This is a genomic window from Pseudoxanthomonas sp. GW835-FHT14C01 (assembly GCF_058793715.1).
This window is the reverse complement of sequence record NZ_JBXAGB010000004.1, coordinates 136,227-161,875: the sequence shown is the minus strand read 5'-3', so window position 1 is coordinate 161,875 and position 25,649 is coordinate 136,227. Positions and strand designations below refer to the sequence as shown.

General features: G+C 69.2%; 32 protein-coding genes. 16 read left to right on the top strand and 16 right to left on the bottom strand.

Annotated elements, in window-relative coordinates; all coding sequences use genetic code 11:
• Window positions 1-22: 22 nt before the first annotated feature.
• The 3 genes from AC1Q5B_RS18585 to AC1Q5B_RS18575 form a co-directional block, all read right to left on the bottom strand.
• Complete coding sequence (locus tag AC1Q5B_RS18585; protein WP_492632932.1) at window positions 23-2,884, bottom strand: protein kinase domain-containing protein; 2,862 nt, start codon at window positions 2,882-2,884, stop codon at window positions 23-25.
• A 232-nt stretch (window positions 2,885-3,116) separates the two neighbouring features.
• Complete coding sequence (locus AC1Q5B_RS18580; RefSeq protein WP_492632931.1) at window positions 3,117-3,362, bottom strand: hypothetical protein; 246 nt, start codon at window positions 3,360-3,362, stop codon at window positions 3,117-3,119.
• Window positions 3,363-3,499: 137 nt separating this feature from the next.
• Complete coding sequence (locus AC1Q5B_RS18575) at window positions 3,500-3,724, bottom strand: hypothetical protein (RefSeq protein ID WP_492632930.1); 225 nt, start codon at window positions 3,722-3,724, stop codon at window positions 3,500-3,502.
• Between the two features lie 209 nt (window positions 3,725-3,933).
• Between AC1Q5B_RS18575 and AC1Q5B_RS18570 the strand changes: the two genes are divergently transcribed.
• The 4 genes from AC1Q5B_RS18570 to AC1Q5B_RS18555 all read left to right on the top strand — a co-directional run bounded on the left by AC1Q5B_RS18570 (window position 3,934) and on the right by AC1Q5B_RS18555 (window position 6,836).
• Entirely contained in the window at window positions 3,934-4,287 is a 354-nt protein-coding gene (locus AC1Q5B_RS18570; protein WP_492632929.1) for a helix-turn-helix transcriptional regulator, read from the top strand.
• A gap of 85 nt (window positions 4,288-4,372) precedes the next feature.
• On the top strand, window positions 4,373-4,573 hold the full coding sequence (locus AC1Q5B_RS18565; protein ID WP_492632928.1) for a hypothetical protein: 201 nt from the start codon (window positions 4,373-4,375) through the stop codon (window positions 4,571-4,573).
• Between the two features lie 44 nt (window positions 4,574-4,617).
• Window positions 4,618-5,619 (top strand): hypothetical protein, encoded by a 1,002-nt coding sequence (locus tag AC1Q5B_RS18560; protein ID WP_492632927.1) that lies wholly within the window; start codon window positions 4,618-4,620, stop codon window positions 5,617-5,619.
• Window positions 5,620-5,738: 119 nt separating this feature from the next.
• Window positions 5,739-6,836, top strand: a complete 1,098-nt coding sequence (locus AC1Q5B_RS18555) for a DNA/RNA non-specific endonuclease (protein ID WP_492632926.1) — start codon at window positions 5,739-5,741, stop codon at window positions 6,834-6,836.
• A 136-nt stretch (window positions 6,837-6,972) separates the two neighbouring features.
• Here the strand turns inward: AC1Q5B_RS18555 and AC1Q5B_RS18550 are convergent, their stop codons facing one another.
• Window positions 6,973-7,359, bottom strand: coding sequence for a DUF6165 family protein (locus tag AC1Q5B_RS18550; RefSeq protein ID WP_492632925.1), 387 nt, complete (start codon window positions 7,357-7,359; stop codon window positions 6,973-6,975).
• Window positions 7,360-7,406: 47 nt separating this feature from the next.
• Between AC1Q5B_RS18550 and AC1Q5B_RS18545 the strand changes: the two genes are divergently transcribed.
• The 3 genes from AC1Q5B_RS18545 to AC1Q5B_RS18535 all read left to right on the top strand — a co-directional run bounded on the left by AC1Q5B_RS18545 (window position 7,407) and on the right by AC1Q5B_RS18535 (window position 10,822).
• On the top strand, window positions 7,407-8,729 hold the full coding sequence (locus tag AC1Q5B_RS18545; protein ID WP_492633065.1) for a hypothetical protein: 1,323 nt from the start codon (window positions 7,407-7,409) through the stop codon (window positions 8,727-8,729).
• Between the two features lie 104 nt (window positions 8,730-8,833).
• Complete coding sequence (locus AC1Q5B_RS18540; protein WP_492632924.1) at window positions 8,834-9,451, top strand: hypothetical protein; 618 nt, start codon at window positions 8,834-8,836, stop codon at window positions 9,449-9,451.
• Window positions 9,452-9,580: 129 nt separating this feature from the next.
• Window positions 9,581-10,822, top strand: a complete 1,242-nt coding sequence (locus AC1Q5B_RS18535; protein ID WP_492632923.1) for an MFS transporter — start codon at window positions 9,581-9,583, stop codon at window positions 10,820-10,822.
• Between the two features lie 49 nt (window positions 10,823-10,871).
• Here the strand turns inward: AC1Q5B_RS18535 and AC1Q5B_RS18530 are convergent, their stop codons facing one another.
• Complete coding sequence (locus AC1Q5B_RS18530) at window positions 10,872-11,450, bottom strand: mechanosensitive ion channel family protein (protein ID WP_492632922.1); 579 nt, start codon at window positions 11,448-11,450, stop codon at window positions 10,872-10,874.
• A gap of 99 nt (window positions 11,451-11,549) precedes the next feature.
• Window positions 11,550-11,984 carry a hypothetical protein gene (locus AC1Q5B_RS18525; protein WP_492632921.1) on the bottom strand — a complete coding sequence of 145 codons (435 nt, stop codon included), beginning with the start codon at window positions 11,982-11,984 and terminating at the stop codon, window positions 11,550-11,552.
• Between the two features lie 167 nt (window positions 11,985-12,151).
• Between AC1Q5B_RS18525 and AC1Q5B_RS18520 the strand changes: the two genes are divergently transcribed.
• Window positions 12,152-12,988 (top strand): hypothetical protein, encoded by an 837-nt coding sequence (locus AC1Q5B_RS18520; protein ID WP_492632920.1) that lies wholly within the window; start codon window positions 12,152-12,154, stop codon window positions 12,986-12,988.
• 78 nt (window positions 12,989-13,066) lie between these two features.
• On the opposite strand, the gene AC1Q5B_RS18515 is transcribed toward AC1Q5B_RS18520, so the two are convergent.
• The 3 genes from AC1Q5B_RS18515 to AC1Q5B_RS18505 all read right to left on the bottom strand — a co-directional run bounded on the left by AC1Q5B_RS18515 (window position 13,067) and on the right by AC1Q5B_RS18505 (window position 14,828).
• Window positions 13,067-13,492: a hypothetical protein gene (locus AC1Q5B_RS18515; RefSeq protein WP_492632919.1), complete on the bottom strand. Its 426-nt coding sequence runs from the start codon at window positions 13,490-13,492 to the stop codon at window positions 13,067-13,069.
• A gap of 294 nt (window positions 13,493-13,786) precedes the next feature.
• A complete protein-coding gene (locus AC1Q5B_RS18510) occupies window positions 13,787-14,002 on the bottom strand; it encodes a hypothetical protein (RefSeq protein WP_492632918.1) in 216 nt (71 codons plus the stop codon).
• 163 nt (window positions 14,003-14,165) lie between these two features.
• Window positions 14,166-14,828 carry an ECF-type sigma factor gene (locus tag AC1Q5B_RS18505; protein WP_492632917.1) on the bottom strand — a complete coding sequence of 221 codons (663 nt, stop codon included), beginning with the start codon at window positions 14,826-14,828 and terminating at the stop codon, window positions 14,166-14,168.
• Between the two features lie 261 nt (window positions 14,829-15,089).
• Between AC1Q5B_RS18505 and AC1Q5B_RS18500 the strand changes: the two genes are divergently transcribed.
• On the top strand, window positions 15,090-15,569 hold the full coding sequence (locus AC1Q5B_RS18500) for a transposase (protein WP_492632916.1): 480 nt from the start codon (window positions 15,090-15,092) through the stop codon (window positions 15,567-15,569).
• A gap of 330 nt (window positions 15,570-15,899) precedes the next feature.
• Window positions 15,900-16,109 carry a hypothetical protein gene (locus tag AC1Q5B_RS18495; protein ID WP_492632915.1) on the top strand — a complete coding sequence of 70 codons (210 nt, stop codon included), beginning with the start codon at window positions 15,900-15,902 and terminating at the stop codon, window positions 16,107-16,109.
• Window positions 16,110-16,134: 25 nt separating this feature from the next.
• Here the strand turns inward: AC1Q5B_RS18495 and AC1Q5B_RS18490 are convergent, their stop codons facing one another.
• A complete protein-coding gene (locus tag AC1Q5B_RS18490; RefSeq protein WP_492632914.1) occupies window positions 16,135-16,653 on the bottom strand; it encodes an adenine phosphoribosyltransferase in 519 nt (172 codons plus the stop codon).
• Window positions 16,654-16,787: 134 nt separating this feature from the next.
• On the opposite strand from AC1Q5B_RS18490, the gene AC1Q5B_RS18485 reads away from it, so the two are divergent.
• The gene (locus AC1Q5B_RS18485) at window positions 16,788-17,306 is read left to right on the top strand and encodes a DUF1993 domain-containing protein (protein WP_492632913.1); all 519 of its coding nucleotides are present in this window, start codon (window positions 16,788-16,790) and stop codon (window positions 17,304-17,306) included.
• 31 nt (window positions 17,307-17,337) lie between these two features.
• Here AC1Q5B_RS18485 and AC1Q5B_RS18480 read toward each other — a convergent pair whose 3' ends face one another.
• The 3 genes from AC1Q5B_RS18480 to AC1Q5B_RS18470 form a co-directional block, all read right to left on the bottom strand.
• Window positions 17,338-18,603: an RNA polymerase sigma factor gene (locus AC1Q5B_RS18480; protein ID WP_492632912.1), complete on the bottom strand. Its 1,266-nt coding sequence runs from the start codon at window positions 18,601-18,603 to the stop codon at window positions 17,338-17,340.
• A gap of 91 nt (window positions 18,604-18,694) precedes the next feature.
• Window positions 18,695-19,108: a VOC family protein gene (locus tag AC1Q5B_RS18475; protein WP_492632911.1), complete on the bottom strand. Its 414-nt coding sequence runs from the start codon at window positions 19,106-19,108 to the stop codon at window positions 18,695-18,697.
• A 130-nt stretch (window positions 19,109-19,238) separates the two neighbouring features.
• The gene (locus AC1Q5B_RS18470; protein ID WP_492632910.1) at window positions 19,239-19,625 is read right to left on the bottom strand and encodes an MmcQ/YjbR family DNA-binding protein; all 387 of its coding nucleotides are present in this window, start codon (window positions 19,623-19,625) and stop codon (window positions 19,239-19,241) included.
• 246 nt (window positions 19,626-19,871) lie between these two features.
• On the opposite strand from AC1Q5B_RS18470, the gene AC1Q5B_RS18465 reads away from it, so the two are divergent.
• Together AC1Q5B_RS18465 and AC1Q5B_RS18460 are read left to right on the top strand one after the other, a co-directional pair.
• The gene (locus AC1Q5B_RS18465; RefSeq protein ID WP_492632909.1) at window positions 19,872-20,219 is read left to right on the top strand and encodes a response regulator; all 348 of its coding nucleotides are present in this window, start codon (window positions 19,872-19,874) and stop codon (window positions 20,217-20,219) included.
• A 93-nt stretch (window positions 20,220-20,312) separates the two neighbouring features.
• Window positions 20,313-20,708 carry a low affinity iron permease family protein gene (locus tag AC1Q5B_RS18460; protein ID WP_492632908.1) on the top strand — a complete coding sequence of 132 codons (396 nt, stop codon included), beginning with the start codon at window positions 20,313-20,315 and terminating at the stop codon, window positions 20,706-20,708.
• Window positions 20,709-20,719: 11 nt separating this feature from the next.
• Here AC1Q5B_RS18460 and AC1Q5B_RS18455 read toward each other — a convergent pair whose 3' ends face one another.
• From AC1Q5B_RS18455 to AC1Q5B_RS18445, 3 genes are all read right to left on the bottom strand, one after another.
• Complete coding sequence (locus AC1Q5B_RS18455) at window positions 20,720-21,193, bottom strand: GNAT family N-acetyltransferase (RefSeq protein WP_492632907.1); 474 nt, start codon at window positions 21,191-21,193, stop codon at window positions 20,720-20,722.
• A gap of 49 nt (window positions 21,194-21,242) precedes the next feature.
• Complete coding sequence (locus AC1Q5B_RS18450; RefSeq protein WP_492632906.1) at window positions 21,243-22,106, bottom strand: SDR family oxidoreductase; 864 nt, start codon at window positions 22,104-22,106, stop codon at window positions 21,243-21,245.
• Between the two features lie 92 nt (window positions 22,107-22,198).
• The gene (locus tag AC1Q5B_RS18445; protein WP_492632905.1) at window positions 22,199-23,086 is read right to left on the bottom strand and encodes a TIGR01777 family oxidoreductase; all 888 of its coding nucleotides are present in this window, start codon (window positions 23,084-23,086) and stop codon (window positions 22,199-22,201) included.
• Between the two features lie 120 nt (window positions 23,087-23,206).
• Between AC1Q5B_RS18445 and AC1Q5B_RS18440 the strand changes: the two genes are divergently transcribed.
• From AC1Q5B_RS18440 to AC1Q5B_RS18430, 3 genes are read left to right on the top strand one after another with little or no spacing between them, the layout of a single operon-like run.
• The gene (locus tag AC1Q5B_RS18440; RefSeq protein WP_492632904.1) at window positions 23,207-23,905 is read left to right on the top strand and encodes an alpha/beta fold hydrolase; all 699 of its coding nucleotides are present in this window, start codon (window positions 23,207-23,209) and stop codon (window positions 23,903-23,905) included.
• 50 nt (window positions 23,906-23,955) lie between these two features.
• Window positions 23,956-24,864 (top strand): phosphogluconate dehydrogenase (NAD(+)-dependent, decarboxylating), encoded by a 909-nt coding sequence (gene gnd, locus AC1Q5B_RS18435; RefSeq protein WP_492632903.1) that lies wholly within the window; start codon window positions 23,956-23,958, stop codon window positions 24,862-24,864.
• A gap of 58 nt (window positions 24,865-24,922) precedes the next feature.
• The gene (locus AC1Q5B_RS18430; RefSeq protein ID WP_492632902.1) at window positions 24,923-25,600 is read left to right on the top strand and encodes a type 1 glutamine amidotransferase domain-containing protein; all 678 of its coding nucleotides are present in this window, start codon (window positions 24,923-24,925) and stop codon (window positions 25,598-25,600) included.
• The last annotated feature ends 49 nt before the right edge of the window (window positions 25,601-25,649 follow it).

The window sequence follows — 25,649 nt, the reverse complement described above, 5'->3', positions numbered from 1 at the left end:
GAATCGCCCGGCGCCGGCAGCCTCACTCGTCCAGTGGAATGCTGCCCGTCCTGTCGAACGCCGCCAACGTCGCCTGCATGCGCACGGTCGTCGCATGCGCCGGCCCGAAGGCGGTGCGGGCCTGCGCGACGGCCCGCTCCAGCCAGACGCGCGCCTGCGCCCGGTCGCCGCGCCGCAGCGCGACGTCGGCGCGCAGCACCAGCGCCTGCAACAGCAGCGTGCGCACGCCGTTCGAGGTCGACTGCGGCGGCAGGGCGACCAGCAGGGTGGACAGCCGGGCCTCGGCACGATCGAGATCGCCGGTGCGCAGCGCCAGCCGTGCGTCGAGCACCTGGTTGAGGAAGCCCCAGACGAAGTCCGGGGCATAGGCGCGCAGCAGCACCGTGTTCTCGTCGAGCAGGCGGCGCGCGTGGTCGAGATCGCCCGGGCCATCGCGCTCCATCAGGGCGTTGACCAGGGTGATCCGATGCATCGTCGGCACCGGCAGGCGGCTGCGGCGGCTCTGCGCCAGCGTGGCTTCGAGTCGGCCGATCACTTCCTCGAGCTGCTGGCGGCGTGCCGCAGGCGAGGACGCCGGCAAGGCCAGCAGGCGCGTGGCCAGCATCGACTCCACCCGTTGCACATCGGCATGGTCGGGCGGATATGCCGCCCGCAGCAGCGCGTCGGCGCGCCGCAGCAGGGCGATGCCGTCGTCCCGGCTGGCGGGGTCGAAGAACGCGGGCAGGGCGCGCACGCGCAGTACCTCGGCGTATTCCGGATGCTGCTCGCCGTAGTCGCGGCGCACGATGGTCTCGGCGCGCCGGATCGAGGCCGCGCACGCGTCGAAGCGGCCGAGCGCGCATTCGGCATGCGCTAGCATCCGCCAGGTGCGGCCCACCAGCGGATGCGCATCGCCCAACTGGCGGCGGTAATCGGCCAGGACCTGCACGATGGCGGCGTGGCCCTCTTCCATGCGTCCCTGCGCCATCAGGTTCTGGGCGAAGACGAGCCGTGCGGCCTGCGCCACCAGCGGCGCGCGTGCGTGCGCCAGGCGGATCGCCGCCTGCAGATCGGTGCCGGCCTGGGCGAACTGCGTCTGCCGCAGTTCCCACTCGCCGCGCAGGGTGCGCAGCTCGGCCTGCGCCGGCGCGTCGTCCGCCCGCTCGGCCAGCGCGAGCGCCTGGCCCAAGGTGCGGTAGGCATCGGCGTGCCGCACGAGATGCCACTCGCTGCGGGCGCGCTCGGTCAGCAGTTGCAGGCGCACGCCGAGCGGCGCGTCGCCGTCGGTCGCCAGGGCACGCTGCGCGACGCGTTCGGCATCGGCGGGTTTGCCTTGCAGGTTGAGCAGCGCCGCGAGCAGGGCGGCGCTGCTGGCCGGATCATCGCCCTGCAGCGCGCCGGCTTCGCGGGCCAGGGCGGTGGCGCGGGCGTAGTCGCCGATGGCCATGTGGCTGCGGGCGAGCACGGCCAGTCCTCGCGCCCGCACGGTGGGATGGTCCTGCAGATCGAGCCCGCGCATGCGCTGTTCGGCATCGGACAACAACTGCTGCGACGACATCGGGGTGGCGCCGAGGCCCGAGAGCGTGGCCGTCCCCAGGGTCTGTTCGAAGATCTGCGACAGCGCCTGCGCCTCGGCGGCCTCCTGCGCGAGACGCTGGCCGCGCCAGGTCGCGATGCCGCCGCCGATGGCCAGTGCGGCCGCGCACACCATGATGATGACGGCGGCCGTGCGGTGGCGCTTCATCAGGCGGCCCAGCCGATACCCCGGGCCGCCCTCGCGCGCCCGCACCGGACGTGTCTGCAGCCAGGCCTGCAGATCAGCGCCGAGCGCCGCGACGGAGGCATAGCGCGCCTCCGGCTGCGCGGCGGTGGCGCGCAATGCGATGGCATCCAGGTCGCCGGCCAGCTGGCGCGACAAGGCCTTCGCCGAGCGCGCGCCGCGCACGCGTGCGGTATCGATGCTCGACGTGGCGGCGAGCGCGGACATCGGCACGGGCTCGGGAACGTCATCGGCGGCGGGCACCAGCTGCAACGGCGAGCGCGTGTGCGGCAACGTGCCGGCCAGCAGCGAATACATCAGCCGGCCCAGCGACCACACATCGGCGGTCACCCGTGGCGGGATGGTCGACAGCGCTTCCGGCGCGGTATAGCCCTGCGACATGGCCACGCGCGGGACGCTGCCGGGCGTGGTGAGCGACGCGGTCAGGCCGAAGTCCAGCAACTGCACCTGGCCGTCGTCGGTGACCATCAGGTTGGAAGGCTTGATGTCCTGGTGCAGCACCTGGCGCCCGTGCGCGTACGCGATGGCATCGCAGGCCTGCACCAGCAGGGCCACGCGCTGGCGCAGGCCCGCGCGGCGGCGGTCGCACCAGGTGTCGATCTGGTCGCCCTGCACGTGGCGCATGGCGAACCAGGGATTGCCGTCCCGGTCCAGGCCGCCATCGATCAGCCCGGCGATGCCGGGATGGTCCAGCCGGGCGAGGGTGGCGCGCTCGCGCAGGAAGCTGGCCACCAGCGGCGGCGACGACAGTTCGCGGCGGATGCATTTGAGGGCCACGCGCTGGTGGTAGTGACCGTCGGCGCGCTGGGCCTCGTAGACGGTGCCCATGCCGCCGACGCCGATGACGCGGTCCAGGCGCCAGGGGCCGAGGCGCTGTCCGAGTGCATGATCCTGCGGGGACGGCAGGGCCGCATCGACGGCGGCCAGCGCGTCCGGCACCTGGTCCAGCAGGTCGGGCTGTTCGCCGGCATCGAGGGCGTTGTCGGACGCCAGCATCCGGTGCAGCGCGAGATGGGCGGCAGGATCGTCGCGCGCCAGCGATGCCAGCGCATCCTCGCGCTGCGTGGGCGTGAGCGTGATGTAGTCGTCGAACAGCGCCAGTGCACGGATCACGGGGGTGTTCATGGCGTCCCTGCGACCGGACGGAAACCTGGAGCCTGCATGGCGCGCCTCCCACGGCCGGTCCCGGAACAGGCGGCGTCATGTGAGGTGATCGCGGGGGCATGGAGAGACAGGACGCGAAGGCGCATCCGTCGGCGTATACGCAGCACGGCAGGCGGACATGGACAGGGCGGGCGTCAGTCCGCCCCGGGTTCACGGCGATGCGAAGGCGGATGCCGGCGTGCGCCGCGCCGGTTCAGAACGCGCGGTTGGTCCAGCCGGGATAGCCGGCAAGCATGATGTCCGCCACGCGTTCGTCCATCAGCACGGCGCCGTTGGTGCGCATGTGGCCTTCGATGAACGTGCGGCCCGCGGTGTCGCGCGACAGGAACATCATGTCCGGGCGACGGTCGCGCAGGTCGTTGGCGTGGGACGCGGGAACCGGCGCATCGGCGGGGCACACGAAATACCCGCTGTCCACCCGGTACAGATGCAGTCTCATGGTGTCGCCCTGTTCGGTTCCGGCTGCGGAATGGCTGCGGGAGGCAGCCGAGGCGCGGACACTAGCATGCGGGCGGCGAGGGATGTCGACGCGGCGGTCGTGCGAGGCCGGAAGGCCCCGTAGGCGGCCTCGCGGGGCTAGCGGACGCCCCAGCCACTGGCCCGCGCGCGCGCGATCGCGGCGGTTTCCGCGGCGTCCGGCGTCGCGTGGCGCGCGGTGGTGACCACATCGCCCCGGGCACGTCCGTCGGCGATCTGGAACATGGCGCGTCCCTGCCAGTACGTCGCGCCCAGGACGTCGGTCTTCTGCAGCACCTGGACGGTGATCTGGTGGTCGCCGTCGGTGATCGTCCTTACGCTCATCGTCCCTCGTTCCCGCATGCTTATCACCCGATTCTAGGCGGCATGCCCGGGCATGCAAGCCGCGCGCTGAGCGCGGCTGACGCGATAAGCACGACTGACCTCGGTGGCTGCGGTCCTCATTCCTGTCGCCCGCATCTCACGCGATGCTCACCGGCCGCGCGCGAGGGTGGCGCGGTGATCGCAGCGGAGTACACGGGATGTCGGCTTCGATGGCCATCAGGATTCGTCGCGCGCGGCTGGGCGCCTCGATGACGCAGTCGCAACTGGCCCGCCATGCGGGCGTCAATCGCAGTGCGGTGGCGCAGTGGGAGCGGGCCGAAGGCGGCACCACGCCGAGCGTCGCCAATCTCGCCAACATCGCCGTGGCCACGCGGGTCGCGTTCGAGTGGCTGGCGACGGGGCGCGGCGCCCACCCTGCGCATGGGCTGGAGGCACCGACGGCGGTCATCGCCTATGCGATGGACGAATTCGAAGCGCACTGCCTGGACAGCCTGCGACGCCTGACCAAGCACAGCCAGCGGCTGGTGTGCGAGTTGCTGGACGACATGAGCGCCCGGCGATGAGTGCGCGCGGACGGCACGGCATGCGATGACGCGGCGCATACGCCGGCCGTTCTAGGCTGGCGTCATTCCCCGAGGAGATGCCCCATTGACCCGCTCGACCCGTGAAGACGTCATCCTGCAACTCGACCGCGTGGACACCGCGCTGGAAGCCCCCGAGGCCGACAAGGCGACCCTCCTGCAGCAGGCGCTGGACTGGCTGGCGGACCATCCGCCGGAAAAGGCCGCCGACGCGCTTTACTACCGCGAGCGCCTGCAGGTGATCCGCGAGCGCCACGGCGCGGACTGACGCCGCATCGCCGGGCGCGCGGCCCGGTGTCCTAGACTGGGCGCATGCTCAAGCATCTGACGCGCCTGTTCTCCCGCCCGCAGGCGCCCGTCGCCGTCGAACGTCCGCGCGTGCCGGTGGAGGTGCCGTGGTTTACCGGAACGGCGCTGCCCCTCGTCGATTGGGAGCGCCTGCAGGCAAGCGAAGCCGCCGCGCTGGACGGCGATGCCGCGCACGCGCTGTGGGACTCGGCGGCGCAGACATGGCTGGAGGCGCTGCGGGATGCGCTCGGCGGTCGCTACCACGTCACCGGGTCCGCCGATTTCCTGCTGCTGTCGACGCTGGAGCCGCGTCCCGCCGCGCTGTTCCTCGCCGCGTGCCAGCGCATGCACGCACGCATCCTGCGCAACCTCGGCGCACTGGCCGGCGACGACGGCTGGGGCCGCTACGTGGTGATGGTGTTCGAGGATCCGGACGACTACTACGCCTACGTCAGCCATTACTACCCGGAGGGTGGCGAGTACGCGATGTCGTCCGGCATGTTCATCCAGGCGGGCTACGGACACTTCGTGATGCCGCTGGAGCAGATCGATGCGATGGAGCCGGTAATCGCGCATGAGCTGACGCACTGTCTGCTGGCGCACCTGCCGATCCCGGCCTGGCTCAACGAGGGACTGGCGGTGAACACCGAACACACGATGTTCCCGCAACTCGCCGCGCCGCAGGCGCAGCTCTACTTTCCGCACGAACTCGCCGCGCAGCATGCCGCCTACTGGAATGCCGACAGCATCCAGGCGTTCTGGTCGGGCAAGTCGTTCCTCGCCACCGACGAAGGCAATCGACTGTCGTACGACCTGGCCAGGAAGATCACCGCCTTGGCCGCGCGCGACGAAACGGCGTTCCGTGCGTTCGTCGCGCAGGCGCACCTGCAGGATGGCGGACTGGCGGCGGAGGCGAACCTCGGCTTCCCCATCGCGCATCTGGTGGAGGCGGTGCTGGGCGAAGGGCCATGGCAGCCGGCGCCGGCGCGCTGGCACGACGGCATCGAGCGCGGACAGTTTCGCTGACACGCGCCGGCGTGCGTCGCCGTGGCCGGCGAAGGCATGCGGCTGCGTGTCAGGAGAGGAGGGCGGCGGCCACCGCGCGTACGGCATCGTCGGCCCATTCCCCCGTGAGGGCATTGCAGATGTTCCCGATCCCGCCGACGAACCGGCATGCCGGCACCGCCGCCTTGATGATGCTGCTCAGCCTGACGGTCGCCGGGTGCGCGACACGCGGTCCGGTCGACGCCGCCACGAGTGCGGGTCCATCGCTCCGGGAGGTGCAGAACCGCGCAGCGGGCGAAGCGACCGCACGACCGCACTTCGCGGACGCGGACGCTGACGCCGACATTGACGTTGACGTTGACGCGAGGCTTGCCGGCGACGCGGCGGCCGATTCCGTCGCTGCGCCCGATGCCGATGCCGGACCACTGCCGCCTCCGGCGGCAGGCGCGCGGGCGGCCGCCGTCGTGTCGACTGCCGCGAATCCGCACTGCCCGTTCGGCGATCCGGTGCCGCGCCGGGGGTTGGACTTCGGTGCCACCGAGCGCGTGGTGCGTGCCGGCTATGCGCTGCTGCACAGCGCCGACCTGAAGACGCCATACTGGGTCTGCGAGGCCTATACGACGACGTCCCTGCGCAGCAATGTCGAGCGCGGCTCGCTGTCGTTCAAGGCCGATCCTGCGCTGCGCCTGGCGCGCGCGGTGCCGCGCGACTACGCCGGCTCCTCCCGGCACCACACGCGCGCCGGGCTGTTCCCGGTCGACATCGGTCACATGGCCCCGGCCGAGGCGCACTCCAGCAGCGAGGCGCGCATGGCCGACACGTTCTACCTGTCCAATGCGGTGCCCCAGCATCGGGCGATGAACCGGGGCCAATGGGCGCGGCTGGAGGCCTGCGCGCGGACCACCGGGCCCGTACGCGGGACCAAGTGGGTGATCAGCGGTCCGATGATCTACACCGAGCGCGACGTGCCGTTCGTCACCGTGGACACGATCGGCGATGGCGTCGTCATCCCCACCCACACCTGGAAGATCCTGGTCTACCGCACGCCGGCCAACGCGTTGCGTGCGTGGGCGGTGGTCATGCCGAACCGGGCGCTGCCGGAGAACGCGCAGCTGGACGATTTCGTCGCCAGCATCGATGCGATCGAGGACGCCACCGGCTTCGACTTCCTGCCCGATCTGGACAGCCGCGAGCAGGCATCGCTGGAACGGGCGCGGCATCCGATCCCGTGCCAGTGATGCCTCGCTGGCGGGCTATGCCGCCAGCCCGAGGACACGCGCGGCGACGGTCCGGGTGCGGTTCCCGACCTGCAGCTTGCGAAGGATGTGGGTCATGTGCCGGCGCCGCGCGGTACCCGGTCCGCGGACAGCGCCGTCAGGCCTGGTACTGCTTCTCTTCGATGAAGCGGGAACCGGCCAGGCGATTGATCGCGTTCTTCACCGTGATGCGCTCGCCGTTGCGCTGCGCGACGGCACGCGCGAGCGTGACAAACTCGCCATCGAAGACCTGCGCGGCCTCCTTCGCGCGCAGCGCGTCCTGCACGTCCCACATGCGTTCGTTGATCGCGCGCAGTTCGCGCTTCATCGCGGCCAGTTCCTGTTGCGCGGCCGCCAGCGGCTCCCACAGGGCGCGCAGGCCGTCCAGTTCCACCTGCACGTGCGCGCGCTTGACGGCATCGTCGATGCGCTCGGCCTTGATCTCGAGGATGGTCAGCTTGTCGGCCAGTTCGCCGATGGAGACGGGAATCAGGATGGTGTTCATGCCCGCATTCTAGCGCTGCCGCTGTCCGCGACGGCGTGCGTGGCATGATGCCCGCTCCCCGATGGCCGGAGAACGTCCGCATGCTGCAGCGCCTGCTCGTCTCGATCCTTGCCCTGTCCCTGCCTGCATGGGCCATCGCGGCGCCGTCGCAGGTCCGCATCGTCCACGAGCAGGGTGCCTACGTGATGCGCGTGGACGGTCAGCCCTTCCGCGTGAAAGGCGCCGGCATGGGGAGTGAAGGCCAGGAGGAACTTGCTGCACGCGGCGGCAATTCCTTCCGCACGTGGAGCACCGGCCTGGATGAAGCCAAGGTGCGCGCGATGCTGGACCGTGCGCAGCGCAACGGCCTGAAGGTGGCGATGGGCATCGAAGTGGGCAACGAGCGCCACGGGTTCGATTACGACGATCGCGCGGCGGTGACGCGGCAACTCGCGCGCATCCGCCGGGAAATCGATCTCTACAAGGATCACCCGGCGGTGCTGATGTGGGTGGTCGGCAACGAGTTGAACCTGCACTACAGCAATCCGAAGGTGTGGGATGCGGTGGGCGGGATCGCCGACATGATCCATGCCGAGGATCCGAACCATCCGGTGATGACCACGCTGGCCGGTTTCGACAGGAAGCTCATCGATCTGCTGAAGGCGCGTGCGCCATCGCTGGACCTGATCGGCATCCAGTTGTACGGCGACATCGGTGCGCTGCCGGAGAAACTCGAGAGCAGCGGCTGGACCGGGCCCTACGTCGTCACTGAGTGGGGTCCGACCGGGCACTGGGAAAGTCCTCTGACCGCGTGGAAGGCGCCGATCGAGGATGACGCCTCGCGCAAGGCGCTGCTGCTGCAGCAGCGCTACGAGCGGGTGATCGCCGCCGACACGAAACAGGGCCTGGGGTCGTACGTGTTCCTGTGGGGCGACAAGCAGGAGCGCACGCCGACCTGGTACGGCCTGTTCCTGCCCAGCGGCGAGAGCACGCCGGCGGTGGACACGATGGAGTACCTGTGGACCGGACGCTGGCCGGCCAATCGTGCACCCTCGATCCGGCCGCTGACCCTGGACGGTCGCATGGCGCTGGACAGCGTGGTGCTGGACGCGGGCCAGCCGGCGGTCGCGCACGTGGAAGCACGCGATCCGGACGGTGATGTGCTGCGCTACCGCTGGACGGTGTTGCAGGAGACCACCGCCACCACCGTCGGCGGCGACCGTGAGGACGTGCCGCCGGAAGTCCCGGTGGCGATGGAAGACACGGGGCAGGGCGGCGTGCGCTTCACCGCACCGGCGACGCCGGGCCAGTACCGGTTGTTCGTGGAAGCGCACGACGGCAAGGGGCATGCGGCCTACGCCAACCTGCCGTTCCGGGTGGACGCGCGCTGACGCCACGCGTGTGGCGCCCGGGTTCCCGGGCGCATTGCGCCCTCGGCGCGCAGGCGCCGAGAATGGGGTGCGCCAGGGGTGGCGCCATCCAACAGGGAGAATGTATGCGCAAGGTGATCGCGGGCCTGCTGCTGCAGGCCGGTGCGTGTGTGGCCGGGTCGGCGTGGGCGCAGGCGTCCGCGTCTGCGGTGCAGGAGGGGACGGGAATACTGGTGGTCGACGTCAAGCCGTTCACCAGCGAGCAGGAACTGCCGAAGAAGGTCAATGAACAACTGAAGAGCGGCGCGCTGGAGTGGGGCGTCCGCGATGGCCAGGTGCTGTTCTCGATGGTCAACAAGCAGTTCATCGATTTCCCGATCAGCCACATGACCCGTTACGGGCAGCAGGAGTCGCTGTCGCTCCCGGCCGGTGAGTACAAGGTGACCGGCATCGGCATGGAGATGCACACCAGTTTCAGTGTGAAGAAGGCGCTGGAACGGGGCGCGTTCGTGAACGAGGATGCGGTGGTGTTCCGGATCGAACCCGGCAAGACCACCACCCTGTCGATCAATCCGGTGATCCGCAAGGACGCTATCTTCGGCAGCGCGTTCTACGTGCCGACCCTGATGGCCAGCACGCACGGGGAAGGCGGCGACACCGCCGAGGTCGCGCTCAATACGCGAAGCGCCGCCTCGATCGCATGGCCGGCCTACCACGGGCCGCTGAAGTTCGTTCCCAAGTAAGGGCTGCCCACGGGGACTTGCGCATGGCCGGGGATCGACGCCCCGGCTTTCCTGATCGAGGTGGGCCCTGTCTTCAGTGTTCCAGCCACGCCCTCGACCGCGGCTGCTGCAGTGCAGCACAATGCGTGCATGGACATCGCACCACCCCCGCATTCTTCGCTTTCCGTGGCCGAGGACCTGACTGCGCGCCAGGTCGGCCTGATCCTGTTCGCGCTGACGCTGGGCGGCTTCGCCATCGGTACCAGCGAATTCGCCAGCATGGGTTTGATGCCCAACATGGTGGCCTCGCTGGGCGTCACCGAGCCGCAGGTCGGACATCTGATCAGCGCCTATGCGCTGGGCGTCGTCGTCGGCGCTCCGCTGCTGGCCATCCTCGGCGCCGGCTGGAAGCGCAAGACGCTGCTGCTGGCGCTGATGGGTTTCTACGCAATGGGCAACCTGGCCAGTGCGCTGGGTCCTACCTACGAGAGCCTGCTGGTGTTCCGCTTCATCGCCGGCCTCCCGCATGGCGCGTACTTCGGCGTCGCCGCGCTGACCGCAGTGGCGATCAGCCCGCCGAACAAGCGCGGCCGCGCGATCAGTCTGGTCATGCTGGGCCTGACGCTGGCCATCCTGATCGGCAATCCGCTGGCGACCTGGCTGGGCCAGATGATCGACTGGCGCTGGGTATTCGCCGTGGTGGCGCTGGTCGCCCTGACGACGGCGGTGCTGCTGGCGATCTGGCTGCCGGGCGGCATCGACGGTGCGAAAGCGCATCCGCTCGACGAGTTGCGTGCGTTCAACCGGCTGCCGGTGTGGCAGGCGCTGGCGATCGGTGCGATCGGTTTCGCCGGCATGTTCTCGGTCTTCAGCTATCTCGCGCCGACGATGCTCGACGTTACCCGCGTGTCGCCGGCCTGGATTCCGCTGGGCCTGGCCGGCTTCGGCGTCGGCGGCGTGATCGGCAATTTCGTCGGCGGCTGGCTGTCCGACCGTTTCCAGCTGCGTGGCGCTTGGATGGTGCTCGCCTGGGCGATGGTGGCGCTGCTGCTGTTCCCGCTGCTGGCGACGGGATTGCCGACGATCCTGCTGGCCACGGTGACGATCGGCCTGATGGGCGCGCTCGGTCCGATCCTGCAATCGCATTTGATGGATGTGGCGGGCGATGCGCAGACGCTCGCCGCCGCGTCGCACCACGCCGCGTTCAACACGGCCAACGCACTCGGCCCCTGGCTGGGCGGCATGGCGATCACCGCCGGCTACGGCTGGACGTCGACCGGCTACGTGGGCGCGGCCATGGCCGTGGCCGGCCTGCTGATCTATCTGTGGGCGCAACGGACCTTGCGTGGCGCGACCACGTCGGCCGAGGTCGCCTGCGACGCGGCCTCCTGATGCCCGGCCTGCGCACCTTGCGTGCGGGGTCGCCTGATGTGTCGGTGCCTCACTCCGGCGCCGACGCCGCCGGTGGCGAACCGGAGCGCCACCTTCGCGTGGTGCGCTGGAAGAACTGGCTGTTGGGAATCTGCAGCACGGTATCGCCGCGAAGCGCGTCTTCTTCCAGCAGCGTGGTGTAGAGCAGGTTGATGTCGATGACGCGGCCACGCAGGCCGGGCTTGTCGCCGTTTTCCAGCACTTCGATATGGTCGTGCACGCGGAACGGCCGCGTGGTCAGGATCAGCACGCTGCAGAAGATGTTGGACAGCACGCTCCATGCGGCGAAGAACGCCACGGCCGCCACGGCGGTGAAGCCGGTCAGCGCGGTCCACAGCACGCTGCCCGACACGCCGAGCCGGCCCAGCGCCAGCATGCCCGCGGACAGGTAGACCAGGACGCCCAGCAGCCGCCGCGCGCTGACCGCGACCTGGGCCGGCAGGTGGTAGCTGTCGCAGATGCGGCGCACGATGATGCGCAACACGCGAAGCAGCACCCAGGCGCCCAGCAGGATCGCGAGCGCCTGGGCGATCGGAATGACGACACGCGCGCCCTCCTGCAGCCAGCCGTTGAACTCGGGCCACGACATCAGCAGGTCCCTGCGGAGACGAAAGGCGCGAGCCGGACGGCGGGAAAGGCGGGCAGGGTCATGCCGGAAGGGTGACGGCGCGGACGCACGGGGTCAACCTCAGGGTTCGAATGGATGCGCCTTCCCGCACGCCAGTACGTGGTTGTAGTCGCTGGACATGCACTGGTAGAAATCGCGCCGCGCACCGCTGGCGGATTCGCAGTCCTGCAGGCTGAGCGTGGCGAGCAGCGAACGCAGGGCGGGCGCCATGGAGTCGTAGGCGGCCTGGGTCATGTAGCCGGCGCGCAGGTTCTTCTCGCCCACTTCCAGCATCGTCTCCACACCGTAGCGTGCGTTGTCCACGGCCTCGCCGCAGGCGAGCGCGGCATCGGTGTCGTTCACCTGCGTCAGGTGCCCGGCGATCGCCTCGACATCGGCCTGCACGTCCGCCGGCAGCGTGCGGGGCGCCTCGTCACCGTGGGCGGATGCGCCGGCGGCGAGCGACAGCAGTGCGACGGCGGCGGCGATGCGGAACGAGCGTCGGGTGTGTTGCATCGCGTGGATTCGGCTTCTGTCTGAAGAAAGGACGCGATTCTAGAACGCAAGGTGCTTGTGGTGCATCGTCCGACCTTGCCAGAATGCCGCGGGGACGGATCCCTCGCGGTCGGAAGCATGGCGCGTGGCATCCGGGATGCCCGCCACTTCCACTCTGTGAGGATCACATGACCAACAAGCTACTTGCCGCCATCGCGCTCGTCCTGGCGAGCGTGGCGCCCGCCGCCATCGCGGGTGAATGCGAGGACACTTTCAGCAAGTCCGGCAGCATCTTCTCGGGCACCGATTTTTCCAGCCGTGTCACCGTACCCGACCAGTCGGTCAAGGACGCGATGGCACAGATGCGCGGCATCATGATCGGCGAGAAGATGGACGTGATCACCGAGGATGTCGACACCGGCGCCATGCTGGTCGAACAGCGCTCCACCGGCACCACGCGCGCGATCCCGACGCTCATCAACATCAGCGACGAGGGCGGTGCCGCGGTCGTGCAGATGACGGTGAAGACGGAAAAGGGCCAGATGGCCAAGCAGGACGCGATGCGGCCGTACATGTGCCAGATCCTGGCCAAGCTGAAAGGCGGCAAGGAAGGTCGCGCCGCCGCAGCGCAGGGGTCGAAGACCCAGAACAATGCCGACGTGACCGTGAAGGATGTCTACGCGTTCTCCCGCGAGATCGCGCGCGAGGCCAAGGGCAATGCGGTGGCGGTGACCGCACGCCACAAGGGTCGCCACTATGCGTTGCGCGGCCGCGTGGACTACATCCAGGAAGACGGCGAGGACTACAACGTTTCCTTCGAGATCCCGCAGCCGGGTACCGGACTGCTGCAGGTGCCCGGCGACAACGAGCCGCGCGTGGGCGTAGCGTGCCTGTTCAAGCCGAACCAGCTGGCCAACGTGCTGACGTTCCGCAAGGGCGACAAGGTTGTCTTCAAGGGCCAGTTCCTGCGCTACGACGATGCCAAGCGGGTGCTGTGGCTGCAGAACTGCGTGCAGACGCGCTGACGGCACGGGGGGCGTAAAGGTTCCTGAAGGAAAAGGGCGCCTTCCGGCGCCCTTTTCCGTTGCGGGCCGGATCGCGCGTCAGCTGTCCTGGCGGCGGAAAACCCCGACGTTGGTATAGCTGCGTCCATCGCTCAGATGCCCGCGCATCCGGATCACCAGCGTATCGGCATCGATCAGTTCGCGCTCGGACCATTGCACTTCCTGCCCGTCGCGCCATGTCGTCGAGTGCAACTGCGTGGGCGACACCGCTTCGAAACTCAACGCGTCGGCGTGCGGGGTGCCGTGGTACGGATAAGGCGTGCCATCGGCGCGGCCATCGAACGACGCCTGGTGACGCTTGCCGTTCCTGCCGAACCATTCCGACGCGATCGACAGGCCGCCGTCATCGGCGCAGGCGAAGCGGTAGCGTCCGCTGCGCGGCGCGCGTCCGAGCTGGTAGTCGCATTCTTCGGGCAGCAGGTCCCAGGTGCCGGCGAACGCGGCGGTGGTGGCGTGGATCGTCATCTGCACTCCTTGTGCGGGGAACCGGAACGGAACAGAGGCCGCCATGCTAGCGAGACAGTCGGGTAGGGCGGTTGCTAACGCCGTCGCACTTCCGTGTGCTGGCGTCACATGGCGTGTAGGACAGTGATCGTGTGCCCCGCTGAATGTGATACGAAACGCGACCGCCGCCACATCACGCGTGCGCCGTGCGTGGGTGGGCCACGTTCTTCGATATGGAGACGAGGCGGAAGAGGCTCATTGCGGGCGGCCGTGGGGCCGGCCCTTCCTGCGTGCGGTGGCCGGGTCTTCCCAGATTCACTCATCGACGGCCAGCGCCGGCGTCGCCGGGCCGAGCCAAGGGGGCACGTCCAGCGCATGGGTCAGGGCATCCGTGACCAGCAACTGGACCAGCGCGTGGTGGACGGGGGGATCCGCCGTCCTCAGGACGGCCAGGGCTGCGGCCTGATCCTCGTCCTCCATGTCGGAGTAGGTCTCGAAGAGGAACATGGCGAGAGCCCGGGCTTCCTTCATGCCTCCGCCACCGCGGCCACCTGGACCGTTCCCGGCGGCCGCTGTCCGGACATGCTGCGCGCGGGGCGGGCGAAGGGTAAGGGGGAAAGGTGAGGGAGCACATCAGGAAGGTTCGAATCCCGATGGCGTTTCCGGACGCGTCGACACGCGTTCCTGCGATGGCTCAGAGCGGATCGGGCAGTTCGCCGTCGCCGAGATGGCTGAACAGGAACGCGCGCGCCTTCCGCCAGTCGCGACGCACCGTGCGTTCGGTGACCTTCAGGACATCAGCGATCTCCAGTTCGCTCAGGCCGCCGAAGTAACGCATCTCCACCACCTGCGCCAACCGCGGATCCAGCTTGGCCAGGTCGTTCAGAGCCTGGTCGAGGATGAGCAGCTGTTCCAGCCGGGAGCTCTGGCCGGGCTCGGTGGTCTCGTCCAGCGGCAGCAGGTCCATGCCCTCGCCGCGCTTTTCCGCGAGCGCGCGCCGGACCTCGTCCAGCAGGACGAAGCGCATCGCACGCGCCACCAGGGCCACCAGGTGGGCCCGGTTCTCCACGCTGAAGTCCGCACTGGCCAGCTTCAGCCAGGTCTCGCTGATCAGCGAGGTCGGCGACCGGACATGGCCGCGCCGTTGCTGGCGGATCTGGGAGCGGGCGATCTGGTGGAGGTCGCGATACAGCAGGGCATAGATGCGGTTCCACGCCCCGGGCTGTCCTTTCTCGACCTCTCCCAGCAACTGGGTGACCGAATCCGGGTCCGGCGGCGGGATGGCGCCCACGTCCAGCGAGCCGGGTAGGGCGATGGCCCCGATCTGCGTTTCACCCTTGTCTCGATTGCCGGTCATGTCCGGAATGTGCCTGTCGTCACGATCTCGTTCCCTACATATATGACCCGTCCGGGGCCGCCACGCAAGCCGTAACACCGGCTTTACCGCCGGCGCCGGGAATGCACGGAGTGGCGCGGGGACAGGGAATGGACGGCACGTACATCGAAGAGCGGGAGCCAGAGAGGATGCGGAGTTTGAAGAACGTCGGTTGTATGGCGGCGTCGGTGGGGGAGTCCAGGTCAGGGGGAACCCGGACGGCGGCCGACAGGAGGTTGGCGCATGGTGCATGACACCCCGGAGGTTGCCGAGCCGGACAAGGGCGCTGCGATCCCTGCCGAGCCGGGCGTGACGGCCATGCCGGCCGGTGTGCGCTTGCCGCACGGCATCGGTCCGCGTGCGATCAGCCACTGGCCGATCATGCAGCGGCTCACGGCCGAGGAATGGAAGCAGCTGATGCAGGCGTTGCCCGGCCGGGTCGGCGCGCGCGCGCGCCATGGCGGCAACGCACGCCGCTTCATCGAAGCCGTGCTGTGGGTCGCGCAGACGGGGGCCTATTGGTCGGACCTGCCAAGCGAATTCGGCTCCTGGCACGGCATCTACGTGCGCTTCATCCGCTGGGCGCAGGACGGCAACTGGACCCAGGTCCTCGCGCACTTCGATCCGCAGGACCAGCGTGCCCGCGATCTGCACGCATTGATCGAACGCTACCTGCACCGCAACAACACCAAGCATCTCAGCCGGGCGATGCGCGCATCCTGAGGATGTCCGGTCGCATCCCCCAAGATGCGAAAGAAGGGGAGATCCACGTAGAACACGCGAGGCGGCCGGGCATCGTTTCCGGTCCCCGCCCCCTGCTATCCGCCGGCGTCCCCCGTCGGCGGCTAGGTGGGCCGCTCCGCTCCCCTGGAGTGCGCCCGTGCCGTCCATGCCCGACACATGGCCGGCTTGCGCTCAGGCGCCAGAGGGGGAGGTGCAACGCCTCCCCCTCTTCTTGCCGGGTTGGCGCGCGCGCGCGTCGGCATTCCGCTTCGCTACGCTTAACACCGGGTCGCCTATCCTCGGCGTCTGTCCGTGCCTGGAGGCGTTGCCATGACCACGCATGTGTTTACCGCGCAGGATGCCTCCGGGCGCCGCTGCCGCATCCTGGTCAACCGGATCGACGATGCCGACGCCGCACGAAGCGGAGGGACGCCATCGCCCGCCTATGTGCTGGAAGACGGCAGCCACGTGCGCCGCATCGACAACGACACCTTCCAGATCATCGGTACCGGTGCCTACGTTACCCGCGTGACCGAATAGCGCGCGCCGCCGCGTCGCGAGCGCGTCAGTACACCGCCGCCGCATGCAGCGGTGCGGGATGGTTCCATGCCGTACGCGCAGCGAGGAAGCCGAGTTCCACCAGCACGCCGGTGCCGACGACGACGGCCCCCTGGCGTTCCACCAGTTGCACGGCTGCCTTCAGCGTGCCGCCGGTGGCCAGCACGTCGTCGATGACGATGACGCGTGCGCCAGCCGGCATCGCATCGGCGTGGATCTCCAGGCGATCGCGTCCGTACTCCAGCCCATAGTCGAGCGCCAGCGTATGCGCCGGCAGCTTGCCCGGCTTGCGTACCGGCACGAAGCCCGCCTCCAGTTCGCGTGCCAGCGCAGCGCCCAGGATGAAGCCGCGCGCCTCGACGCCGACGACGGCATCGATATCGGCGTCGCGCCACGGCGTCGCCATCGCATCGACGGCATCGGCGAAGGCGCCTGCGTCGGCCAGGACCGGCATGATGTCCTTGAACAGGATGCCCGGTTGCGGAAAGTCGGGCACGTCGCGGATCAGATCGGTCCAGGCAGGCATGGCGGGCTCGAAAGCGTGAGGGGCGACGATGCTAGCGCAGGCTGCTGCGGGATGCAGTCTCCCGTGGCGGCAGGCTAATCGCGGCCCGTGCGCAGGACTATCCTCGCGACTTCTCTCTGCACCGGATCCTGCCCATGGCCGCCGCCCTGTCGATGTACGAAGCCTCCCTTCCCACCTTCCTGCGCGCGCTGCGCAACCTCCGCCACGTGCTGGAGACCGGCGAAGCCCACGCGAAGGCGCAGGGTTACGAGCCCGGCGTGCTGCTGCAGTCGCGGCTGTATCCCGACATGTTGCCGCTGGTCCGGCAGGTGCAGCTCGCCACCGATGCGGCGAAGTTCGGGGCGGCGCGGCTGGCGGGCGTGGAGTCGCCGCGTTTCGAGGACGTCGAGACCACGTTCGAGGAACTGTACGCGCGTCTGGATGCGGTTGCGGACCATCTGCGCAGCTTCGACGAGGCGGCATTGCAGGGCAGCGAATCGCGCGCGGTCACGCTGTCGACGCGCGCCCGCGGAGAGCTGACGTTCGATGGTCGCGGCTATCTGTTCGGCTTTGCGCTGCCGAACCTGTTCTTCCACGTCACCACGGCCTACGCGATCCTGCGCCACAACGGCGTCCCGCTCGGCAAGCTGGACTATCTGGGACCCGCCGCCTGAGCGAACGTCGGGCAGGCGTTGCGGTGCGTGCTCAGCCGGCCATGCATTCGCGCGCCCGCGCCAGCAGCAGCGCCTGTTCGCGCTCGTTGCGGGTCATGCCCGCTGCGCGCTCGAACTCCGCCCGCGCCTCGTCGCGGCGATCCAGCTTGAACAGCAGGTCGCCGCGCACGCTGGGCAGCAGGTGGTACTGCTTCATCGCCGGTTCGTCGAGCAGACGGTCCACCAGGGGCAGGGCGCTCGCGGGGCCGGTGGCCATCGACACCGCGACGGCGCGGTTGAGTTCGACCACCGGCGAGGGGTTCACCTGCGCCAGTGCCGCATACAGCGTCGCGATGCGCGTCCAGTCGGTGGCGTCGGCGCTGTGCGCGCGCGCATGGCAGGCCGCGATGGCGGCCTGCAGCGCATAGGAGCCGAACGCACCGCCCAGCCGCTCGGCGCGCGCAAGCGCTTCCAGCCCGCGCTGGATCAGCAGGCGGTCCCAGCGGCTGCGGTCCTGCTCCAGCAACAGCACGGGCGTGCCGTCCTTGCCCAGCCGCGCGTGCAGGCGCGATGCCTGGATCTCCATCAATGCGATCAGGCCATGCACTTCCGGTTCGCGCGGCGCCAGCGCCGCCAGCATGCGCCCCAACCGCAGCGCTTCCTCGCACAGGGCCGGTCGCATCCAGCCGTCGCCGCTGGTGGCCGAGTAGCCTTCGTTGAATACCAGGTAGACCACGCCCAGCACGGACGCCAGCCGTTCCTGCAGTTCGTCGCCGCGCGGTACCTCGAAGGCCACGTCGGCCTCGGCCAGCGTGCGCTTGGCCCGCACGATGCGCTGCGCGACCGTCGGTTCCGACGTCAGGAACGCGCGCGCGATCTCGTCCGTGGTCAGCCCGCACAGCAGGCGCAGCGTCAGCGCCACGCGCGCTTCCATCGACAGGATCGGGTGGCACGACACGAACACCAGCCGCAGCAGGTCGTCGTCGATGTCGTGGTCCAGCGCATCCTCGTCGCGCGTGCGCCGTTCCTCGTGCGCGTCGTCCAGTTCGCGCGCGAGTTCCTCGTGCTTGCGGTCCAGTAATTGCAGCCGGCGCAGGCGGTCGATCGCGCGACGCTTGGCGGTGGTCATCAGCCAGGCCCCGGGGTTGTCGGGCACGCCGTCACGGGGCCAGGTCTCCAGCGCGATGACCAAGGCGTCCTGCGCCAGTTCTTCGGCCAGGTCCAGGTCGCGCAGCATGCGCGCCAGGCCGGCGATCACGCGCGCGGACTCGATGCGCCAGACGGCGTCGATCGCACGATGGGTAGGGGAGGTCGCCATGCCGCGCATCAGACCACGGCACTGCGGCCGGTGAAAGCCGCAGCGCAGCGGGCAGGGGCATCAGGGCGCACACGACATCCCCGCGCCGTCATCACGCATCCTTCTCGCAGTTGATCATCCACGGCACGCCGAACTTGTCGATCAGCATGCCGAAACGGACCGCCCAGAACGTCTGCGCCAGCGGCATGGTCACCTGGCCGCCCTCGGACAGCGCGCCGAAGATGCGCTCCGCATCGGCAATGCTGTCCACCGACAGCGACACGGAGCAGCCCTTCACGCCCTCGTGCGGATAGGCAGGATGGTTGTCCGAGCCCATCAGCACGGTCTGGCCGAAGATCACATGCGTATGCATGATCTTCTGCTTGTGCTCGGGCGGGAAATCCTCGCAGCCCTCGGCGCCGTCGAAGCGCATCAGCGGTCCCAGCTCGCCGCCGGTGGCCTGCGCGTAGAAGGTGAAGGCGGCTTCGCAGTCGCCATTGAGGATCAGGTAGGGATTGACGTTCATGTCGTGCTCCTTGGGATATAGATGACGGGACGCCAGGGTGCGGCGCGGGGTGGGTCTTCCTGCAGTCGACGAACCGGCAGTGCCGGAATCGACACGTCGGCAGACGGGAATTGACGGAGGGGCCGGTTGCTCAGCGGGCCGGGCCGCCGGCGCCCGGCGCATCGTCCAGGATCGCCGCGCGCTGGCGCCGGGTCAGCCGGTCCCACGCGTAGCCATAGGACCAGCCCACCAGCGCCTTCAGTTCGGCCGTCGGGACGGAGGCCACATCCACCACCGTCACCCAGCGATGGATCCCCAGCCAGCGCGCCGGCTTGATGCCGGGCTGGTCGGTCAGTTCCAGGAAGCGCTCAGGTGCCACCTTGAAGCTGAAGCGCCAGCGCTCCGGCTCGCTGGTCTTGAAGTAGGCGAAGCGCTTGCCGGCCACGGCGTACGCCAGGATGTTGGCGGGCGCGTCGTACAGCGTTTCCACGCTGCCCGGCAGGGAGCGGCAATGGCGTTTGAGGGCGGCGACATCCATGCCGGCATGCTACGCCGGGACCATCGCCCGGTACCGTCGCCGCGATGCGCTCGCGGTCAGTAGCTGCCCTCGATGCGAGGGGCGTGGCGTCGACGTGTCCACCACCGCGGAGATGCGACGCTTCCGGCGAATGGACAGCACAGGTCGACGGTGTCTCTTCGCCGGGCAGCAACCTATGACCATCCCCGAACGCCGAGCGCGGCGCTTTCACGCGGGATTCGCGGGCTGCTGCGGCACAGTCCGCTCATGACCGATCTCACCATTCTCTACGTCGACGACGACGACAGGCACCGCACCATGGTGGCCGAAGCCCTCGAACTGGCCGGCCACCGCGTCACCCAGGCCTCCAGCGGCACCGACGCGCGCGAACTGCTGCACCAGCACCGCTACGACTGCGTCGTGACCGACTACGACATGCCCGGCATCACCGGCGCCGCCGTGGCATCGGACGCCCGCCGCCTGCAGCCGCATGCGATGGTCTGCGTCGTGTCGGGGCATGCGCGCGACCACATGAGCGACCTGCCCACCGGCACCCTGCTGATGACCAAGCCCTTCAGCGTGCCCTTGCTGCTGGACGTGCTGTCGCCGCGGTAACCGCGTCGCCTTACCGTGCCGGCGAAGCGGATTCTTCACTCCGGTCCCGGCAAATGGGCGGACACTGCAGGCCTGCCCTTCACGGAGCCCGCCATGGCCCATCCGTCCGCCTTCACCCGTCTCGCCAAGAAAGCCTCGACCTTCACCGGTCGCCCGGCGTGCTTCGCACTCGCCTTGAGCACCCTCGTGGTGTGGGCCGTCACCGGCCCGCTGTTCGGATTCAGCGACACCTGGCAGCTGATCATCAATACGGGTACCACCATCGTCACCTTCCTGATGGTGTTCCTGATCCAGAACACCCAGAACCGCGATACCGAGGCCATGCAGATCAAGCTGGACGAACTGATCCGCGTCTCGCGCAGCGCCAACAATGCGCTGCTGGACCTGGAGGAACTGGAAGAGAAGGAACTCGACGACCTGCGCGCGCACTACGAAGGCATGGCGCGGCAGGCGCGCGAGGTTCAGCAGATGAGAACGGGCCGCAGGTAACCGGGACCCCTTTATCGCGGCAATCGCTTTTCCATCCGGTAGTTGTGGATGGCCACGCCGTCCAGGTCCAGATCGTTGCGGCCAAGCACGATAAACCCGCGTCGCTCGAACAGCGGTTTCGCCAGTTCGCTGGCTTCCACGAAGATGCGCGTCAGGCCCAGCGACCGGGCGTGGGCTTCCAGGGCGGCGTAGAGCAGCGATCCTGCATGCAGGCCCTCGGCTTCCGGCGCCACATAGAGGAAGTCCAGATGGCCGTCCGCCTCCAGGTCGCCGAAGCCCAGCAGGGTGCCGGCGTTGTCCTGGGCGACGAGCACATGGCGTCCATCGGCGCAGCGCGCTGCGGTCCTTGCCGTGTCCGCGGTTGCCGACCATGCCGCGACCTGCGCGGCGGAGTAGGCGCGGGGTCCGTAATGGCGTACCGAGCGCCGGTAGAGATCGGTCAGCGCGATGGCATCGTCGGGATGGTAAGCACGCAGCGTCGGCATCGGGGCAAGGTTCGCGGAACGACACCACCAGTATGCCGTCGGGTCCATCCTACGCCGAGATATGCCCGCCGCCGTTGACGTGGATCAGCTGCCCGGTGATGTAGCGCGCGTCGTCGCTGGCAAGGAACACATAGGCGGGCGCGACTTCCGACGGTTGCCCCGGCCGCTTCATCAGCGTGTCCGAGCCGAACTCGGCCACCTGCTTGCGGGTGAAGGAGGCGGGGATCAACGGCGTCCAGATGGGGCCCGGCGCGACCGCATTCACGCGGATGCCGCGATCGGCTAGCGCCTTGGCCAGCGAGAACGTCAGCGCGTGGATGGCGCCCTTGGTGGCGGCGTAATCCAGCAGCGTGTCGTGGCCTCGCACGCCGGTGACCGAACCGGTATTGACGATGCAGCCGGTATGGTCCGGCAGGTGCTCGAGCGCCGCGTCGACCAGGTGGAAGAACGAGAACAGGTTGGTCTCGAACGTATGCCGCAGCCGCGCGGGCGTGAGTTCCTCCGGTTCGTCGACGGGGTATTGCTGCGCGTGATTGTTGACCAGCACGTCGAGCGCGCCGAGCCGCTTCACCGTGCGTTCCACCACGCGCCGGCAGCGAGCCGGTGTGCTCAGGTCGCCGCGCAGCAGCAGGGCGCGCTGCCCTGCGGCTTCGACCAGGCGGGCGGTCTCCGCCGCGTCCGCATCTTCTTCCAGGTAGGCGATCGCGACATCGGCGCCTTCGTGCGCGAAGTGCACCGCCACCGCGCGGCCGATGCCGCTGTCGCCGCCGGTCACCAGCGCCACCTTCCCGACAAGCCGTCCGTTGCCCTGATAGCCGGGCCGGATGGTTTCCGGTTCAGGCTGCATGCGCGGTTGACGTCCCGGCTGGCGACGCTGGGTCTGCGGACGGTTCACGCGTTTCTTGGCAGGCATGGCGGCATCTCCCTTGTCCTGCAACGACCGTAAGCAGACGGCTGTTAGGGCGACGTCACCACACGATGAAGACGGCCGGGCTGCCGCGGCACCTACCTCAGCAGATCTTCGAGGGCCTCATCCAGCGCCGGGAATCGGAACACGAACCCTTCCGCCAGCGCATGCGCGGGGAGCACGCGCTGGCCGGTCAGCAGCAGGTGCGCCATCTCGCCGAAGCCTGCCTTGAGCAGGAACGCAGGCGTCGGCAGCAGCGCCGGACGATGCAAGGCGTTGCCGAGTGCGCGGGCGAAGTCGCGGTTGGTCACCGGCGCGGGTGCGGTGCCGTTGTAGGCGCCACCCGCCCGGTCGCTGTGCAGCAGCCATGCGATCATCCGCACCAGATCGTCGCGATGGATCCAGCTCATCCATTGGCGACCGTCGCCCATCGGTCCGCCGGCCCCCCAGCGGAACGGCGGCAGCATCTTCGCCAGCGCGCCACCGTCCGTGCCCAGCACGATGCCGGTGCGCAAGCGGCACGTGCGTACGTCCAGGCCTTCGGCCTGCAGCGCCTCGGTTTCCCAGTCGCGGCAAAGCTGCGCGGCGAAGTCGTCGCCGGGCGCGGCGGACTCGTCCAGCGCCTCGTCGTCGCGCGGGCCGTAATAGCCGATCGCCGAGCCCGATACCAGCACGCGCGGGCGCACGGACTGGCGAGCCATCCACGCGACCAGCGCCTGCGTGGTGCCCAGTCGGGAGCGGCGGAATTCGGCCTTGCGTTCGGCATTCCAGCGCCCGGCCATCAAGGGTTCACCGGCCAGGTTCACCACCGCTTCCACGTCGCGCGCCTCGTCCAGAGCCGTCACCACGCGCGCGGCCGTCGATACCTGCACGCGGGCACGGGTGGGATCGCGCGTCAGCACGCTCAGCGTGTGGCCGGCCTGCAGCAGGTGCGCGCAGAGCGCATGGCCGATGAAGCCGGTGCCACCGGTGAGCAGGACATGCATGAAGAGATGCTTGCGTGTGGGGGAACGGGGAGCTTACGGCGGGCCGCATGTTGCGGATGTGGAACGGACCGTCGGTGCCGACCACCGGTCAGCTGCCATTGCGGCGCCTACACTACGCACATGGCCTCCCTTCCCCTGCTTCTGCTGCCCGGTCTGCTGTGCGACGAACGGCTGTGGCGCGATCCCGCCGTGGCACTGGCCGACGTGGCGCATGTCCAGCACGGCGACCTGACCCGCGACGACAGCGTGGCCGGCATGGCCGCGCGCGTGCTGGCCGCGGCGCCGCCGGTATTCGCGCTGGCGGCGTTGTCGATGGGCGGCTATGTGGCGTTCGAGATCCTGCGCCAGGCGCCGCAGCGGGTGGCGCGACTGGCGCTGCTGGATACGAGCGCGCGGCTGGATCCGCCCAAGCGCAGGCTGGTGCGGCAGGCGGGCCTGGCGCTGGCGGAGGCCGGCCGCTTCGCCGGCGTGACCCGCAAGCTCCTGCCGCAACTGGTGCACGAGAGCCGCGTGGACAGCGGGATCGGCGAGGAGGTGATGGCCATGGCACAGCGGGTCGGTCTCGACGCCTTCCTGCGCCAGCAGCGCGCCATCATCGACCGGCCGGATTCGGAACCGCTGCTGCCGACGATCGCGGTACCCACGTTGCTGGGCGTAGGCGAGGACGATCGCATGACGTTGCCGGACGAGACCTGGCTGATGCACGCGCGCATTCCCGGCGCGCGGTTGCATGTGTTCCCGCGCTGCGGCCACCTGCCGCCGATGGAGGTGCCGCAGGAAACGGCCGCCGTGCTGCGCGACTGGCTGACGGCACCCTGAGACACCGGCGACAATGCCCGCGGATTTCTGTTGAACCCGAAGGAGTACACATGGAACTGGCGATGATCGGACTGGGGCGCATGGGCGCGAACATGGCCGAACGACTCGTGCGCGGCGGGCATACCGTGCGCGGCTACGATCCGGGCGAGTCCGCCCGCCAGCAGGCGGAAGCACGCGGCATCGTGCCGCACGCGACGCTGCAGAACGCCGTGTCGGCGCTGCCGGCGCCGCGCGTGGTCTGGCTGATGGTGCCGGCCGGACAGGTGGTGGACGACACGCTGGCGCAGCTGCATCCGCTGCTGTCGGCGGGCGACATCGTCATCGATGGCGGCAATTCCAACTACAAGGACAGCCAGCGCCGCGCGCAGGCGCTGGGCGAGGCCGGCATCCGCTACGTCGACTGCGGTACCAGCGGCGGCGTGTGGGGTCTGGCCGAGGGCTACAGCCTGATGATCGGCGGCGACGCCGAAGCCGTGGAGACGTTGCGGCCGGTGTTCACCGCGCTGGCGCCGTCGCCGGAGACGGGCTGGGGCCGTGTCGGCCCGAGCGGCGCGGGCCATTTCGCCAAGATGATCCACAACGGCATCGAGTACGGAATGATGCAGGCCTACGCGGAAGGCTTCGCCATTCTCGAGAAGAAGACGGCGATGGACTTCGACCTCGGTGCGGTGGCGGAGATCTGGCGGCACGGCAGCGTGGTGCGCTCGTGGCTGCTGGACCTGACCGCCGACGCGCTGAAGAAGAATCCCGGCATGACCGGCATCGCGCCCTACGTGTCGGACTCGGGCGAGGGCCGCTGGACGGTGGCCGAGGCGATCGACCTGGACGTGTCGGCGCCGGTCATCACGATGTCGCTGCTGGAACGCCTGCGTTCGCGCGAGCACGATTCCTATGCCGACAAGCTGCTGTCGGCGATGCGCAACGAATTCGGCGGGCACGCGGTCAGGAAACAGGACTGATCACCCGGTCTTATCGCGGGCGCGGCTAGGGTGGCGGCTCCTACCGGAGGAGTCGCCGATGAAGATCCTGATGGTGCTGACGTCGCACGACCGCCTCGGCGAGACCGGGCGGAAAACCGGGTTCTGGCTGGAGGAATTCGCTGCGCCGTACTACGTGTTCAAGGATGCGGGCGCCGATGTCGTGCTGGCCTCGCCGAAAGGCGGCCAGCCGCCGCTGGACCCGAAAAGCGATGCACCCGACGCGCAGACGGCCGCCACCGTGCGATTCAACGAGGACGCCGACGCCTTGTCCGCGCTGGCCGCGACGCATCGGCTGAAGGACGTGGTGGACGACGCGTTCGACGCGGTTTTCTACCCCGGTGGGCATGGCCCGATGTGGGATCTCGCCGAGGATGCCGAATCGATCCGGCTGATCGAGCAGACGTTTTCGGCCGGCAAGCCGGTCGCGGCGGTCTGCCATGGTCCGGCGGTGTTCCGCCACACGCGCGGCGCGCTCGGCGAACCGCTGGTGAAGGAGAAGCGGCTCACCGCGTTCTCCAACGAGGAAGAAGCCGCCGTCGGACTGGCCGAGGTGGTGCCGTTCTCGCTGGAGGACGTGCTGACGCAGAACGGCGGGCGTTACGAGCGGGGCACCGCGTGGCAGGCGTACGTGGTGACCGACGGCCGGCTGGTGACGGGACAGAATCCGGCGTCGTCGGCACCCGCCGCAGAGGCGTTGCTGCGCCTGTTGCGCTGAGCGTTCACGGTGTTTTACCGCCGAGGCGCTAGGGTGCGTCACCTGTCGC